Here is a 16,251-nt window from a genome sequence, read left to right on the forward strand (position 1 = left end):
CATGATAACGGGCTCAATGACGAGATGACCCGCTTTGCGAAAGATCGCCAGAGCGACCGCCTCGCGATTCGACGCGACCGCGAAGCGATTCTTCGTGCCTTGACAAGGCTCCGGGAGCTCGATCAAGGCACGAGGGTGCCAAAAAACAGATTAAATGAAGATGAGCAATTGATCCAAGCTTCACAGGAGTGTGCCATTGAACGACACTGGCTGACGAAGAAAACCTCCTACTTCCACAGCCAAATTCTTAAGGAGTTCGCTAGCTGGTACAGGGCAAACGAACGCGACGCAAGTATCTTGGAAGCTGACTATGAGGAGCAGGTGCGCGCTGTCAGCGCATTCGAGCAACTGAAGCCACCACAACGGCTCAGATACCTGCGCGCCGCGATGAGGAACCTTAACACATTCCGCGCTCTGAGGGCGAAGGACACCGCTCCGGCCCCGCCGGAGTCTCCACCACCAACCCAACACGCTCCCTCACCGCCGGCTGGGATCTTGTCTACCGGGCCGTGGACTAACTTTCCAGGCTATTATGATCACCCCCCCCAACAAGCTCAATCACCGCCGGCTGGGACCTGGTCTCCTGGGCCGTGGACTAACTTTCCAGGCTATTATGATCACCCCCCCCAACAAGCTCAATCACCGCCGGCTGGGACCTGGTCTCCCGGGCCGTGGACTAACTTTCCAGGCTATTATGATCACCCCCCCCAACAAGCTCAATCAGCGCCGGCTGCGGCCTCATCTGCCGGTCCATCAGGCCATCAGGCACGACCAGATCTTACATCCTTTGCCGGGCAAAACTGGCACCATGGGCTGCAGCGGGCTCCGGACACCATGGTGCCCGAAGTGCTACGCCGCGCACTCATCGACCCAGGAGCGGCCTTTTACATCAACGGCCACCTTTACTCGGCCGAATTGGACCAACAAAACTGCGTCGAACCGAGTGAGAATAATCCACGAGGCTTGTTTGTTTGGCTCAGACCAAGACTTCAGGGAGGTTAGCTAGCTGCAGGCCACTATGCCTGTTTTGAATTGCCGTGGCGTTAGCTTTGCCAGGATCCATCTTTTTTAATTAGTTCTAGACTAGTGGCGGCGCGATGGTGTCCGTCTTATTTGAACTTGTTATCCCACTCGCTGTATGGCTCCGTGAGCATCTCTCCATTGTAATCTGTTGTTGCGTCATGTCATCTACAATTCAATAAAACCACTAGTTGTTTCTTCAAGCCAAGAGGCACAAAGAGTAACCCTCTAGACACACCACAATAATAAACCTGCAACTAAAAATAACGCTCAACATACAACCCGACGACCTCAAACCGGAACATCAGTCTCCACCAATTTACTCTATTGCTGGTGACAAGCACCTTCATCCCGAGGAAACCGCTTCAAAGCACTGTCGCAGAACGTCAGACTCGCCAAAATACGGGCGACTATAAAGCCCACCCTCACTCCAAACATAAGACAATAATCGGTCCTCATATTAAAGTAGCTTGGTCGACCGGGGTCGAATACTCGCTCTGCCGTTTTCAAGTAGGCAGAAGGACGCTCGACGCTGACGGCGAACACTTCGAACCATGTCGTAAGATTAAGTCGACACTTCTACAGCTTACGCTTGACACACCCACGCGAAATTACTGTTCAGACACCCGAACCCATCTCTGACCGACCATACGAGCGCACATATGCACAAGCAAAGAAAGAAACGAGACACAACCATATATCCTGCCGCCGCCGCAGCAGCCGCAGCCGCAGCCGCAGCCGCAGAAAATGCCGGTCCACGGTCTCGGGCAGCTGCTGAAATCGCTCTACGATTCTGCAAAGGGGCACTTCGTGTGTCGATGCGCTCACGATCGACGTCGCCCCTTGGTGAGGCGAAAGGATTTCGCTTTTGGATACGCGACAGACAATGACAGCCCTAATGCAGAAATCGCCGCATCATTTCGTAGATCACTGCGGGCCGATGTGGAAAATCACGCGCTCTCGCGAGAACTTGGGTTTTTCGAAACTGGACTACACTGAGAGAAAATGACGGGGGCGATGGGGTGAATACTGGATGAGGCTGCGATTTCGCCAAATTTGCTACCTGCAGACGCATCGACTAACTAAGTGCAAATTGGACACACCACATTGTTCATACTTAATAAGAACCTGATTTATTGAATTGCAAATAACATTACATCGCAACAGACGCGTCTTCGGACAAGACACCAGGACTACACGACAATAGAACAGATGCTCATAAAGCCATACATTTAAACACAACGCTAATTCAACAACACACATGACAGACGGCACATAATCCCAACGAAATTTGAACTTCTCGCGGTAGACCAGGTCCCAGCAGTGGCGGGGCGTGTCCCGCAGCACGGATCACCCTAATCTCCGTCCGCTTACTTCGAAAAGTGCGCCGGCCCATAAGCCACAATGTCAAACTTATCGCTGTTGATGCTGCGAGTCCAAATACCTCCTCCTTCTTCGTCGAAGAAGTCTGTGGAACAGATCGCGACGAAATGTTTAACGTCTCCCTGCGTGACCAAGTCGCATCCCCGCTTGTGGTACTTCTTTCTTATGAAGCTGGCAGACGCCCGACCTGGCTGGGTATCCATGGCCATCACAATCTGATCGTCTCCGCCATATCTAACGGGAATCTGGAGGTTCTTATTTTGGGCACAAGCCCTTGCAGCCTCGTCCGTCAGATAGACATACAAGGTTTTACCCTTGATACACTCCATTGGACCGACCAGCGGGGAACGATTCATACACGGTTCGGTTTCGAATTCTTCGAAGTTCCGCGGAGCGAGGTGTTTAAGTTCTTCAATCTCCCGAGCTGCAACGACCCACTCTTGTTGGCGTCCCAGAAGCTGAGTGGTGAATTCCCGGTATTGTTGGAATGCCTGGTCGAGCCCCCCACTCAAACTGCCTAAATCCTTCACGTTACTCAAATCGACGCTAGCAAATTGGGGGCGCTCATAGGCTGGGTAGTTGTTGGCCATAATGAAAAGCGGATGTGTAGAAAGGGACACAATGCAAAAGAAGCTTAGTTGTGTTGTGAGTGTTGGCGAAAAGCCCAAAAGACACTCGCGGGTTTAAATAGGAAGACGTTGGCTTGAGATATCAACGACGCGCCCCAACATTGCCCCTTAGGGACCGCGACGAGTTGTTCTCTGCGGACGGAAAATGACAAAGGCAATATAGATTGCTAGGCCGTTCAAAAGTGAATAGCCCCTGCTTCCCGCAGGGGCCACATTCTACTGTTGCATTCAATGGGCGTCTTTTGATGAGTTCACGAAAGTAAGAGAGTAAGAGGCAATAGCCGCCTCGATTTTCGAAAGATCGCGTTTGGTGAGTCGCGTCCTGCGGCGCCCCGAAAAGACACTTTCTATAAACTATTCATCCTGCCCAGTAGCCCAGTACACGGAGGTCGCCTTTCCAAGGCCTCAAAACTCTCACTATGAGTGTCACACCATTCATCCATGAATAATATTCAGGAGCGATACCATACTAAAATCGGCGCCCTTACGACGTAGTGAGGGGCCGCGGCTCCCTAGCGAGCAGAGCAACCATCTGGCTGAACGTCCCCTGGCTTCATTAACATTCTAACGAGCGACAATACCAACGCACGCCTGCACAAACAGAGGCCCTTCTCTGCATTGGGGCGAGGGCCGCGGCGGTCCCCACCAAAGCTCTACACGGGCGCAGTGGGTTTAGGTCCCGATGTTGTGACAATTTGATTATTTCAAACAGCTAATTGGACCGCTGAGGCATATTCGAACGTTAGATATACTCTATTGGGCATCACCCTGAGCACAACTCAAAATCCGCGCATCGCAATCAACGCTTGAAATGATATGCAGAATATAATGACTGATAGATGCTTTGTTTTTGTCCGGTTTGTCGCTACTGTTCGCAATTGGTGGCTGTCACTACAATCAAGCGGCCCTATCAGGGACCGTCAATTGCGCTGTGTCAGGCCCACACTTCAATTGTTTATTTCAGAGAAACGGGTTGGGCGTCACACAGCGCCGGCTTGAAAGCGATAGCCAAGTCCTCCGACTGAGAGCTCCTCAAGCCACAAACAATCCTTCTTGCAGAATTGATTTCGAAGTTTTACGAAAAGTTCCGTTCAGATCTCGCGCAAAGTTCCTACTCGAGCAATGGTTCCGAGTCGCAATCAAATTCCCGCAAAGAGCACAATGCGTGAAATCACGCGCTCACGTGAGAACTGCCCGGCTGGATCTATATAAGCCTGGTTGCATCTGGCATTCACCCATGACAATCTTTGTCTCACATCCTTGCTTCGCCTAGCACCAAACGTTCTCGAAGCACGAATTAGGTTCTCTCCCCTCAACCATGCTCTCGCCTGAAATGCTTGCGCTCGTGGTAGTTAGCGCGCTCGTGGCGCTGCTCAGTGGCCTTAACGTCATAGCCGCTTTCCTGATCTTGATCGCGATCGGTCTTGCTATCTCGGGCAAGTAGATGGCTTGGTCTTTCCACTGGAAACTCAACAGCGCTCCGGAGGGTCTGGATGTTCCGGGCGTGAGGTTTCTGGTGGCATGGGGGCCGGATGTTACGGAGGTGATCGGCTTGGCCGCGTATCTGTGATGTTGTGCGTTTGGTTCTATCGCCGTTTCTACTTTCCTTTTTGGTTTGTAAGCGTTTTCTATTGTTGTTGCTGTCCCTGTTTCGTTAGTTACGTTGTTGCGTCCATGACGTCGTTGTACTAAGTCAATGAATAAGAGGCCAAGCACGTTTTTGTATTTTCTTTCTTTGTTCACATTGGGCCATTTTATGCATGCATGACACGGCGCAAAAGCAGTTATCTGGGAAGGTTCATTCTTTGGTGTAAATGAGCGCCCTCCCAATACGAACATACGCACGCATGCACAAACACACCGACTAAGCCAAATGAAACTCAAATTCTGCGTTCTTCGGGGCAATCCCATATGAACCGGGAGCCGGACATTGAATCGGGATCGAGAACAAAGCGGAATCGACCTGAACGTCCCCGTGGTTCTCCTTTTGAGAGCCGCGCAGCTCACAAGGTCAATAGCGAAGCTATGGTACGCAACTGCTTAAAGATCAAAGGGTCCCGGTAGGGACGATGGTTGCCCATCGCCCCCCGGTCAGATGGTCAGATCCGTACGTGCGGCACTACCGCATACGGCTCCTATCGGATGTTGTGACGGTGAACCGCGCATCCGGGTGCGGATGCGCAAGACGGCATGGTGGCAGGTATTTGTGAAGCAGCCTCTGGAAGCGAGCCCAAGGCATGCGGTTTCGCTGACTTCGCCGCAACAGTGCGGAAGCAGCAACGCACACATGTGATGTGACGTGTTGTCGATTTGGCAATCCGGGCTGCCCTTAGCGGAACGCTAAGTGGTGCCTCTTGAATTGTAGCGAGAGCTAATCTAACGGCTGGAGAGAAGCTGCAACTCTCCGCGGGCTAAGGGACACATCCAAAAGATGCGTGTTTATTGCACCGCAACGACAACAACTGTGCCGCTTCAAGATTATAAAATTGCGGTCCAAGAAGGAAAGAGTGTCCCTCTTCTCGCGCGATCCGCCAAGCCTCGATAGATCCGCAATCGCAATCACACAATGGCGTGGGGTCACGCGCAAACGAGATAACTGAGCTGGATCTATATAAGCCTCATTGCGTCCTCGCATCCTCCAAGGACAATCAACTCTCCTCTCTCCAGTTGGCGGGACCCAGATCCCCTTCGCTTCTATATAAGCCTCCCGTTCTTCACGAGGCTAACATCCACAGCACGATCCTGTTACACTTTTCCTATTATGGCGCCTCCTCACTTCACCCGTCCAACGTTTAGACCGGCTTGCAACACCGCAAATCGCGAAATGATCCAGACCCACATCTCTTGCGAGATAAACCGTTATGCGCGTTTCCTGAATGACTGCCTGTTGCCGGCCCAGCGCAATTGGGTTGATCTTGTACGCGGCCAGGGGTCTGTTATTGAAGTTGAAGAGCACCTGCTAAATGAATTCGATAACTTTCCGTGCCTGGCAGGCCCGATTCCAGGGCGTCCTTTGAACCAAATTCGAATGCGCGACGCTACACATCCTGAGATAGCGTACATCTATCTGCCGCCGAATATTGCGGCAGCATGTTTGCTGTACCAGACGCTGATGTCCAACGAAAATCAGATGCGCTTCGCCGTCCAGGGTTCAGGAAATGCTGCCAGTTCTGGAAATGTTGCCGCACTGGACATCCCGCCATATGCTCCGGCCTCCGACCGAGGCTCCATAGTGCAAATGTACCGACAGCTCGGGTGCGCCGATGTGACATTCGACGACATCAGCTATTGCCTTATTGTCCCTGTCGCCGACTCGATGAACTCGATGAAATGTGGCAACCTAAACGTTTACTATCTCGCACCTGGCGCGTTTGACGTGATCGCCGCTGTGCCAGTGTACTTTTCTTAGTGAGGTCTAGCTATAGCTAGCTGCAGGCCGCTAATGTCTGTTTTGAATTGCCCTGGCGTTAGCTTTGCCAGGATCCATCTTTTTAATTAGTTCTAGACTAGTTCTACTACTACTTTCACATTATGTGGCGGCGCGATGGTGTCCGTCTTATTTGAACTTTGTTATCCCACTCGCTGTATGGCTCCGTGAGCATCACTCCATTGTAATCTGTTGTTGCGTCATGTCATCTACAATTCAATAAAACCACTAGTTGTTTCTTCAAGCCAAGAGGCACAAAGAGTAACCCTCTAGACACACCACAATAATAAACCTGCAACTAAAAATAACGCTCAACATACAACCCGAAACAGATGGGAGGCTACAGACGACCTCGAACAGGAATAACAGTCCGTCCATGCCAGGCCCGTGATCTGCTCGTATCGCTAACGGTCTTAAGCAAGGATTAAGCGTTTTCTAATCTGGTTTACCATCTCATTTCGACGTTTCACGAAAAGTTCAATTCAGATCTCACGCAAAGCTCCTTCTCGAGCGAGATTGCTCGCTTCGAGAAGAACTGAGCAAAACAGCAACCGATGTTTGGTTTACATCACGATATATCCTGCCACGCCACCACAGATCGATTGCCGTAAATTCTCCAATTCTCCAGCCAGCGAATCCTCCTCTCCTTCTGCTCGATCGGAACCCGCGTCGGATGGAATCTTTCGCTTCAGGGCCCGCACCAAATGCGCGATGCATTGCATCACAGTCCCAAGCAGAATTACAAATTTAACGCGATGTCTATTCATCTGGCTCCGCTTAAGCAGTAGGCTCTCGGTTGGAGAGACATGCCGTGGGAGCCCGGTCAATGAGGCGAGCTAGACGGTTAGCGGCTGAACCGGGAACTCCGGGTCACGATAGCAACGCTGTCACACGAATAACTGACCTGCCAAGTGAGGTCTTGGTCGAAGTGGCTAAGCGTTTAACGACTGGTGATCCGATTGAAACGGTGAACAACCTCACGAACTTTACACTCGTCAGCCGTTCAGCACGAGACGCAGCTCAGGCAGCCCCCGTTAGGGCGTTTCAGGCGCGTCTCAACCGGCTCGGCGCTGCGGCCCAGGCGTTATATGGCGCCGCAAGGCGCGACAATCGCCCACAGCCGGGTCCGCCTGACGAAGAGGTTCGGCGCGAAGCTACTCGGGCACACGCTTACGCACCAATACTTAAGTTTCAATCCGCAGCACGGAAGTCTGCCACCGTCGATCACATCGTCCATCTATCTCACGCAGCTAACAACTGTGCTGCGATCCGCGCAATCGTGGAAAACATCGGCGACCTTGACCGCCTAGATAGACGTCGCCTTATTGATCAAGCCATCGATATATTTGAACGACCATCACCCCAGCTGGATTTCATTCAGAAACAGCGGGCGACCGAAACCCTTATATTGGCGCATAACCACTTGGATACTGATCAAAAGGCGCGCATTTACGACGCACTGGTAGATTGTCCGGAACGGGCGGACCTCTTGGCCGACATTAGATACCGTATGACGGTCCTCCAGAGTGCTTCTCGATCCAAGGATGCGGCGGAACAGCAAGGTTCAGATCTAGACAGCAGTATCGATGCAATCGCGCATCGCGCCTACGCCGCCGTGAATAGAAACATCAACCGAGAGTTTGCGATTCGCGAGGCAGGGAAGGCTTTGAGTGACGCATACAATCGCGCCCGATCTGAATTGATGACTTCCGTCGGAAGCAGAGGACGCACAATCGTCGGTCGATGAGGTCGCAGAGCTTCGGTAATCAAATGCGCCGCTCTACAATTTCCACACCTCGCTCATCGGTAGGGCACCACAGAATCATGGCCCGCAGCAAAAGGATGATCTGAGGCCGGTAAACTCGACCATTTTTGGCTAGAGTTTGCGCCTGCCGAATCCTCTCGGCTGGGAGGAGCGGACGACGATGAAGGCCTCAAGATTTTCGGTGTTCGGTAAGAGCGCTGTTAGAGCTGGCCCCGGTTGTTTGGACAGCGCCCCGCGAAAATTAAGTGGATTCCTGCCGGGTTATGCTGAAGGCGGGGCTTTACGATTTTGCTGTGGCGTCGGGAGGGCGTAAGCCCGACCAGAGCCGCAGCAAAATCGTTGGCGACGATCATGCGGCCGTCACCATCGTTTGCGCGCCGAAGTAAGCCTCGTCGGGCGTGCGTTCGTCAAGGCTCGAGTGAGGACGTCCTCGGTTGTAGAACGCCAGATATTTGGAAATCGATGCTCGCGCCTCGAGCACGCTGTCGTAAGCACGCAGATAGACTTCCTCGTATTTGACAGTGCGCCACAGCCGCTCGACGAACACGTTGTCGCGCCAGGCACCCTTGCCGTCCATGCTGATGGCGATGTTCGCGTCCAGCAGCACGCCGGTGAAGTCGAGGCTGGTGAACTGGCTACCCTGATCCGTGTTGAAGATCTCGGGCCTGCCGTGCTTCGCCAACGCCTCCTGGAGCGCTTCGACGCAGAATATCGTCTCCATCGTGATCGATACGCGATGGACCAACACCCGTCGGCTGAACACATCGACGACCGCCGCGAGGTAGACGAATCCACGTCGCATCGGAAATGGAGTAAGAAGCGCATAAGCGCTTCTCCTCCCCGAACCGTACGGGCACCTTTCAGCGCATACGGCTCTCCGTTCAAGTCTGGCCCATGGCCATTGCGACATCCTGATATCGCGAGGTGATGGTCTTCCTGGGCTCCTCCCTGAAGATGTAGGGATTTGCGTCCGGGTTTCTCCATCGGAACTGCCCCTTTGGACTGGATACCAATCGGTGCAAGGCTTTCCCGACACGATGGCCTCGTTCACTGACCCCGTGGACAAACCAAGTCTTGGCCTGCCCAGCGACTGGTGATCGATACCAGCTCCGCATCAATGGTTTGATGCGGCTCCGATACTTTCTCGCCAGCCAGTGCGCCATTTTCCAGAACACGACATGATCGACGTGCCGGAACGTGGTCGCAGTGAAGTCCGTGTACTTGTAGAAAGCCGCCCAGCCCCGCAGTTGGCGGTTCAGGCGGTCCACCATATCGACCTTGGCAAGATCATGGTCACCAGAGAGGACCTTCGACAATCTTCGCGCGAATGCCTTGGCCTTCTCTTTGGGTATGGTCGTGACGACCGCCATCCGTCCGCTTGATCCCCGCTTGCGAATGATCCGATGCCCCAGAAAGACGAAGCCATCATTGACGTGGGTGATATGGGTTTTCTCCATATTCAACGTCAACTTCAGCTTGCCTTCCAGAAAGGCACGGCACTCCTCGCGGACGGCCTCGGCATGGGCCTTCGTCCCTTTGACGATGACAACGAAGTCATCGGCATAGCGACAATAGGCTACGGCAGGTTTCCACTCGCGGTTCTCTCGAACCGTGATCGGACGCCCCTGTTGAATGCCGAAGTTCCACGCCCAACGATCCTTCCTCGCTTTCTTGTTCAGGTATTTCGCCTCCAGCCAGCAATCAAACTCATGGAGCATGATGTTGGATAGGAGCGGCGACAGAACGCCGCCTTGCGGAACGCCCTCACTTGCTGCGAAGAATAAGCCACGATCAACGTGACCGGCTTTGAGGATTCGCCAGAGCAGATCAATGAATCGCAGGTCCCTGATGCGACGACGTACGCATTTTAGAAGCAGCCGATGATGGACAGTGTCGAAGTAGCTCGCCAGATCACCTTCGATGATCCAGCGGCCCTTCGAGTCAGAGCCATCCTGCAACTGCATCCTCACTGTACGTACCGCGTGATGAACACTGCGTTCAGGACGGAAGCCGTAGGAGCCAGAGTGGAAGTCGCTCTCCCAGATCGGCTCCATGGCCATCAGCATCGCCCGCTGGACGATGCGGTCCAGCAGGATCGGTATACCCAATGGTCTCAACTTGCCGTTGGTCTTCGGGATATGGATTCGCTTGACCGGCGTTGGGCGGTAAGTGCCGTCCAACAGGGCCACGCGCAACCGATCCAGATGACCCTCCAGAACGGCAGCAAGTCGTCGCTTGTCCATTCCGTCAAGACCCGGTGTATTGGCGCCTTTCGACGCCAGAACGATCCGGGCCGCTTCAGCAAGCCAATTCCTGTCGGTGATGAGCCGGAGCAATCGATCAAACCGGCGGGTCTGATCGGCCGCGGCCCACGTCGCGAGCTTGTGCTGCATTTCACTGATTATCAAAGGTCTTCACCTCATTAGGTCAGATCACGTGCACTCCAAGCAACTCAAACTGCTCCCCTTCGCCATGTGACCGGCTTTCCCGGCCTCGGACTACTACGGGAGCTCTGCCAGCATGACGGACATCGGGGTCAACTCCCTTGCCATTCCGCTCATGCCTTCCCTCGTTCATATGTTGGACTACCAGCGCATCGGTGAGGTTGCCGGTCGCAGTCTTTTCCCTTGCTTGCTGCAAGTCGATGCCGTTGCCTCAGGTTTGGCTGTGTTCTCCCCTCGGCCCACGCAAGACGCCCTACATCTACGCTCGCGTTCGGGTGTCTCCGGCTACATATCCTTCGACACCATTCAGCATTCCGCCTGTTAAACCGTGTAGGCGGAGGCGACATTTCAGCCCACAGACGCGGATGAACCGGTTCGTGTTCCTCAACCTTCCGATACTCAGCCTCGGGAACCATCTCGGCGTAACGGTTTCGCCTCAATCCCCTTTACCTGCGGGCTACGTCACCCTGCCAGTTGACAGCAGGTCACCGCCGCTTGGGCTCATGCTTCCTCACAGCAGGAAGCAGGCTCATCACATTTCCTCCTTTCCCAATGCATTCCAAACATACGCTTCCCCGATTCCTCGGGGCGAGGCGCACTGTAGCTGATGTCCATTGCCCAGACCTGGTTCGGCCGCTCGATCTTCAATCCGCGCAATAGGTACGGGTAGATCTTGTGGCCCGGTGCGGGCTTGCTCGTGTTCGGACGGCGATAGATCGCCTCGATCCCCATGCGCTTCATCAGCGTCGCGACGTGGCGGCGGCCAATCTGCATGCCCTCACGCTGCAACAGCGATCGCAGCATGCGCGCCCCTGCGAAGGGATAATCGAGGTGCAGCTCATCGAGCCGGCGCATCAAGACAAGGTCCTCGGCCGAAACCGGCCGAGGTTCATAGTAAACCGTACTGCGGGCAAGGTTCAGGACCTTCGCCTGGCGCACGACAGACAGATCATGGTCGCGGTCGATCATCGCTTTGCGCTCAGCAGGCCCGCCTTGGTGAGCGCGCCGGACAAAAAATCGTTCTCCAACGCAAGCTCGCCGATCTTGGCATGTAACGCCTTCAAATCGACCGGCGCCTCGGCCGGTCCGTTGTCCTGCCCAAACACTCCGGCGGCGCCTTCCAGGAGTTGGGTCTTCCAGGTCGTGATCTGGTTCGGATGGACATCAAACAATTGCGCCAGCTCGGCCAACGTCTTCTCCCCCTTCACGGCCGCCAAAGCCACCTTTGCCTTGAATGCCGGAGAATGCGTCCGGCGACTCCTCTTCGTCATCTTCGCTCCTGATTCGCGGCAAGAAGCCTCGCCGCTCTCAGGCAGAAAATCCACTCAAGCTACTGTCCGAATTTGCGGAGCCAGCTCTGTTCTCCAGCCAACGAATGCTCTCCTTGGTTTCAATGGGGATCCGTGTCAGGTTGACCTCGCGCCTGAGCGCAGCGACCCCTCTAAATTTCTTTCTGGTCCAGAACTTCACGGCGCTGAGCCCCAGTGGAAGCCCCTCAAGGGTCACCGCAAGGCTCGAATGCATCAATATTCCGCATGTCGTGTACGTTTGGGGTTTTCCGTCCAATCTTCGAGAGTTGCTTTTTGGGGATGCGCTTAATCATCCCGATCAGATCCGGGCGCTCCCTTTGATAGGTGAATTCGGTCGTATCATGCAGAACAAGAACAGGCCCTTTCGCAGCCGCGATACGTTCCCGCGTCGATCTAAAATGACCAGACAGGATGTCGGCCTCGCTTACTCGTTCATTGGAGAAGAAACGATAGGCCGCCTTGGTATTCGCCCAGTCTTGGCAAACCATCGGAATGCTCTGTCCGATGTCTCCACCAATCTGCTTCAGCAGCATGCGAAATCTCTCGCCAAGTCGAGCGTCCTGGAATTCGCACAGCGCAGCTTCACGATCAAACCAAGTCACCGCGTCAGACGCCAAACGATGCGACTTCTCATCCCGGGCGCGTGAAGTCAGTCCCATAGAGCACCTCTTCTCGAATCAGGTGCCCATCAAAGAATCACAAGTGATTCTGGCGACTCAAGTTTTTCGGCTCAGTGCACCTCAAAGAATGTGGGTAATCGTAAGACGACGAAGACCGCCTGATTGACGCATGCGCGCGGGTACGGCGAGCTCTATGATGGCTTTGCGTGAAGGTCAGGCGACCTTCTGATCGGCGGGCTTGTTCGCTTGGCGCGGAAGCTTCCACTCCCAGGGCAGCAGTTCGTGCAGACGCGATGCGGGAAGATCGGCGATACGGGCGAGGACGTCGGCGAGCCAGGCCTTGGGATCGACGTCGTTGAGGCGACAGGTCGTGATCATCGTCAGCATGATGGCGGCACGATCGGCGCCACGCTGGCTGCCGGCGAAGGTTCAGTTGCGCCTTCCCAAGGCCGTTTACCGTTCATTCTGCCCATGTCGGGGAGGATTTCGAGGTCCACTATCGCTGGCATCCTTATTTTGGCCGGATGGTGAACGTGCGTCGTGTGGAGCAACGCGCGACAGGTCAGTTTCTGCAGGATCCGAGCCCCATTGGGCACGGTCATCACGATTCCCAGCTGGATGGTAGATCCAATCGCATGCGCGGAGATGACCTCCGGGCCACCACAAGTTGATCTTGCCGCATTGTCAGAGCTGAAGAGACTGGTCACAGCGCTCGCCGTTTCCTCAAACTCCCCAGCGATCGAGTCGCATGGGAGAACGCCGATGAAGCAGGAGCGCGTAGCTGCACAGATTTCAGACGGGCAACTGAGCCTGATATTCGAGCCAGACAGGCTGGACAGGATGAACGAGGCGGCGCGGGTGAAGGCGTTACTGACGCTCGCCCAAATCCTCATGCAGGCCGCCGGCCTGGTAGTCGAGGAGCTCGGTGATGCCTGACACTGACCAGGATCCCGGAAGCGCTCTTGAAGCGCAAAGCTGTCGTCTATGTGCGGCAGTCAACGCAATCCCAGGTGATGGCCAATCTGGAGAGCCAACGGCGACAGTACGATCTTGTGGATATTGCGCGCCGGCACGGCTTCTCCGATGTGGAAGTCATTGATGATGACCTCGGCCGTTCGGCGAGTGGAACGGTGGCTCCGGCCCGGCTTTGATCGACTGGTCTGCATGGTTGTGCAGGAGCCGTCGGCGCCGTGATTTGCTTCGATGCATCGCGGCTCGCGCGCAACGGCCGCGATTGGCATCATCTGCTTGAGTTATGCGGGCTTGTCGAAGCGAGGGTGATTGATCACGATGGCGTTTATAATCCTTGCCTTCCGAACGATCGGCTCTTGCTCGGCATGAAGGGAAGCATAAGCGAGTTTGAGCTGGGCATAATCCGGGCACGGATGCTAGACGCAGCCAGGGCGAAGGCCCAACGTGGTGAGCTACGCTTATCAGTGCCGTTTGGTTATGTCTGGCATCGCGAAGCCGGTCTGGGCCTGGATGCTGATCTGCGTCTGCAAGAGGTGATTCGACTTATCTTCACTCGCTTTCGCGAACTTGGTAGCGCTCGCCAAGTGTTGTTGTCGATGAAGGCGGAGCAAATCCATTTCCCCGACCTGCTGATGAAGGTCGCATGACAAACTGTTGGCAGCCCATCCGCTACCGCAATGTGATTAGTGTGCTGAAGAATCCGTTCTATGCGGGTGTTTACGTATACGGCAAAAGCGAGAAGCGAACCGCGATTATCGAAGGGAGAGCGCGGCGGACCTACGGGCACTACAAACCGGCGGGCACCCGGGATGTGATGATAAAGGATCATCACGAAGGGTACATCACCTGGGATGACTACGAGCGCAACCAGAAGCAATTGGCGCTTAACGCCTACGGTCGCCCAGATGGTGCAAAATCAGGCCGGGGCGGCCAGGCGCTCTTGTCGGGCATTCTGACGTGCGCTCGTTGTGGTCAGCGCCTGAGCGTCAGCTATAGGGGCGGTCGAATCAGCTACCCGGTCTACCGCTGTGACAAGGGTAGTCTGGCAGGTCGGCTTCGCTGTATGATATTCGGTGCTTCAAAAATCGACGCGGCAGTTGCACGAGAACTGTTACGAGCGGTAGAACCTTTGGCGATCGAGGCCGCGTTCGAGGCACAGCGCATGCAACGGGAACGCCAAGACGACAAGCGCCGGATCCTTGATCTGGAACTCCAGCAAGCCCGGTACGATGGCACGCTTGCTGAGCGCCGCTACGCCGCCTGTGACCCTTGATAATCGCCTGATCGCTGCGCAGTTGGAGAAGAACTGGGAGTACGCTTTGCGCCGTGTGCGCGAGCTGGAAAATCGCCAGAATGACCATCAGTCATGCGGCCACGCGGTCGATCCCGGCATCTTTGCCGATCTGGCGGATAACCTGTCCATAGCCTGAAATCCCCTGATGTGACGATGCGCGCACGCCAGCAGCTGCTGCGAGCCTTGATTGTCGACATCATCGCGGACGTCGACGATGCGGCACGCGACGTTGTGCTCACGATCCATTGGCAGGGTGGGCAGCACTCCGAGCTTGGATCCGCAAGCCGCGCTCCGGTGAACACGGTTCCTCCACGGCGGAAGATGCTCTGGCTGTTATCCGCAGCATGGCCGGGCGCTGGTCTGACGAGCACATCGCCGCTACGCTCAATCGGATGGGCTTGCCCACCGGCATGGGTAAGACCTGGACAGCACATCGGGTCAGCTCTATTCGCCGTGTGCGTGGCATCCATGCCTACCGTTCAGCGGAAAACGGCGAATGGCTTACGCAGATCGAGGCCGCAAAAGCGCTCAGTGTCCTCAAGTCATATGATCCGCCGCCTTGTCTCCAGCGGCGTTCTTCCTGCTGCGCAGGTTGTTCCGCGAGCGCCCTGTCAGATTCGAGCTGCCGATTTGGCGTCCGAGGCGGTCAAAACAGCGATTGCCCGAAAGGGTCGCCCGTCTCGCCAAATTGACGCAGACACGCTTCCAATGTTTACAAGCACTTAAAGAAGGGGCGCACAATGACTCAAGGCTTGCCACGCCGCGCAGCGCTCTTTCTGCGGCATTGTTCGTCAGACAGATTCTACCGTCGTCGAGGAAGCGGGCGAAGTCGTCCCAGCGGCTGAGCAGTCGAGTAGCGGAGAGGAATTTCACCTCTCCGCCCTCACGAATCCGGACATGAAACTCGCGCTTCATCCGGCTTCTATCATCCAGCCGCGGGTCGAATGCCGGCCGTCCACAGGTACATCAGCTTCGGCTCTCGTTTTGCGAGACGTCCGAGCCAGTGTACTGCTGCGGTCTTTCGGCGTTTGAACCTCTTATATTTCCGCATCACCCATCGCGTGAGCGTCTCGTTGACATGGCGAAGGACGTTGACGCACTCCGTGCGGTAGTATCGCCCGTAGTAGTTCAGCCATCCCTCGCCACAGGATCGATCAGCTTGGCAAGGTCTTTCAGCTCCTGGTTATTCCGTGTCGATGCTATCCGCCATTCGCGGATAGTCTGCCGGATTCCCTTGGCTGCCTTGCGGCTGATGGCCGGCACGAAGCTAACAAACTTCTTACCGCTCCTGTTGCGGGCTTTTCGCGGCCGGAAGGTATACCCGAGGAAATCGAACGTGATTTGCTCATATCCTCCGCTCCGATTGCTGTCCTTGCAGTAGACGATC

Annotated in this window: 7 protein-coding genes and 5 pseudogenes; 4 read left to right on the forward strand and 8 right to left on the reverse strand. The window is 55.0% G+C overall.

Features of this window, described 5'->3' with window-relative positions:
• Positions 1-2,390: 2,390 nt before the first annotated feature.
• Entirely contained in the window at positions 2,391-2,993 is a 603-nt protein-coding gene (locus NLN62_RS52305) for a RolB family protein (protein ID WP_254114417.1), read from the reverse strand.
• Positions 2,994-5,793: 2,800 nt separating this feature from the next.
• Between NLN62_RS52305 and NLN62_RS52310 the strand changes: the two genes are divergently transcribed.
• Both NLN62_RS52310 and NLN62_RS52315 read left to right on the forward strand, forming a co-directional pair.
• Positions 5,794-6,441: a RolB family protein gene (locus tag NLN62_RS52310; RefSeq protein WP_256576131.1), complete on the forward strand. Its 648-nt coding sequence runs from the start codon at positions 5,794-5,796 to the stop codon at positions 6,439-6,441.
• Between the two features lie 937 nt (positions 6,442-7,378).
• Entirely contained in the window at positions 7,379-8,206 is an 828-nt protein-coding gene (locus NLN62_RS52315; protein WP_254114419.1) for a hypothetical protein, read from the forward strand.
• A gap of 367 nt (positions 8,207-8,573) precedes the next feature.
• Here NLN62_RS52315 and NLN62_RS52320 read toward each other — a convergent pair.
• The 5 genes and pseudogenes from NLN62_RS52320 to NLN62_RS52340 all read right to left on the reverse strand — a co-directional run.
• Positions 8,574-9,041, reverse strand: a pseudogene (locus tag NLN62_RS52320) (transposase); the annotation flags it as partial.
• Positions 9,042-9,105: 64 nt separating this feature from the next.
• A complete protein-coding gene (gene ltrA, locus NLN62_RS52325) occupies positions 9,106-10,632 on the reverse strand; it encodes a group II intron reverse transcriptase/maturase (protein ID WP_254114420.1) in 1,527 nt (508 codons plus the stop codon).
• Positions 10,633-11,268: 636 nt separating this feature from the next.
• A pseudogene (locus NLN62_RS52330) lies at positions 11,269-11,939 on the reverse strand (IS3 family transposase); the annotation flags it as partial.
• Between the two features lie 224 nt (positions 11,940-12,163).
• Positions 12,164-12,637 carry a transposase DNA-binding-containing protein gene (locus NLN62_RS52335; protein ID WP_254114421.1) on the reverse strand — a complete coding sequence of 158 codons (474 nt, stop codon included), beginning with the start codon at positions 12,635-12,637 and terminating at the stop codon, positions 12,164-12,166.
• A gap of 174 nt (positions 12,638-12,811) precedes the next feature.
• A pseudogene (locus NLN62_RS52340) lies at positions 12,812-13,048 on the reverse strand (transposase domain-containing protein); the annotation flags it as partial.
• A 312-nt stretch (positions 13,049-13,360) separates the two neighbouring features.
• Here NLN62_RS52340 and NLN62_RS52345 point away from each other — a divergent pair.
• A complete protein-coding gene (locus tag NLN62_RS52345; RefSeq protein WP_254114422.1) occupies positions 13,361-13,534 on the forward strand; it encodes a hypothetical protein in 174 nt (57 codons plus the stop codon).
• Positions 13,531-15,590, forward strand: a pseudogene (locus NLN62_RS52350) (recombinase family protein). Before NLN62_RS52345 ends, NLN62_RS52350 begins: the two are co-directional and overlap by 4 nt.
• Before the next feature lie 27 nt (positions 15,591-15,617).
• Here the strand turns inward: NLN62_RS52350 and NLN62_RS52355 are convergent.
• A pseudogene (locus tag NLN62_RS52355) lies at positions 15,618-15,713 on the reverse strand (transposase); the annotation flags it as partial.
• 76 nt (positions 15,714-15,789) lie between these two features.
• Positions 15,790-15,996 (reverse strand): group II intron maturase-specific domain-containing protein, encoded by a 207-nt coding sequence (locus NLN62_RS53950; RefSeq protein WP_371933205.1) that lies wholly within the window; start codon positions 15,994-15,996, stop codon positions 15,790-15,792.
• Positions 15,997-16,251 lie beyond the last annotated feature (255 nt).

Origin of the sequence: Bradyrhizobium sp. CCGUVB23 (assembly GCF_024199885.1) — a bacterium.
Classification (GTDB): domain Bacteria; phylum Pseudomonadota; class Alphaproteobacteria; order Rhizobiales; family Xanthobacteraceae; genus Bradyrhizobium.

Excerpts from the sequence above, each read along its gene's own strand:
- NLN62_RS52345 (WP_254114422.1), top strand. The coding sequence starts at position 13,361 with ATGAAGCAGGAGCGCGTAGCTGCACAGATTTCAGACGGGCAACTGAGC.
- NLN62_RS52305 (WP_254114417.1), bottom strand. The coding sequence starts at position 2,993 with ATGGCCAACAACTACCCAGCCTATGAGCGCCCCCAATTTGCTAGCGTC.
- NLN62_RS52335 (WP_254114421.1), bottom strand. The coding sequence starts at position 12,637 with ATGGGACTGACTTCACGCGCCCGGGATGAGAAGTCGCATCGTTTGGCG.
- NLN62_RS52310 (WP_256576131.1), top strand. The coding sequence starts at position 5,794 with ATGGCGCCTCCTCACTTCACCCGTCCAACGTTTAGACCGGCTTGCAAC.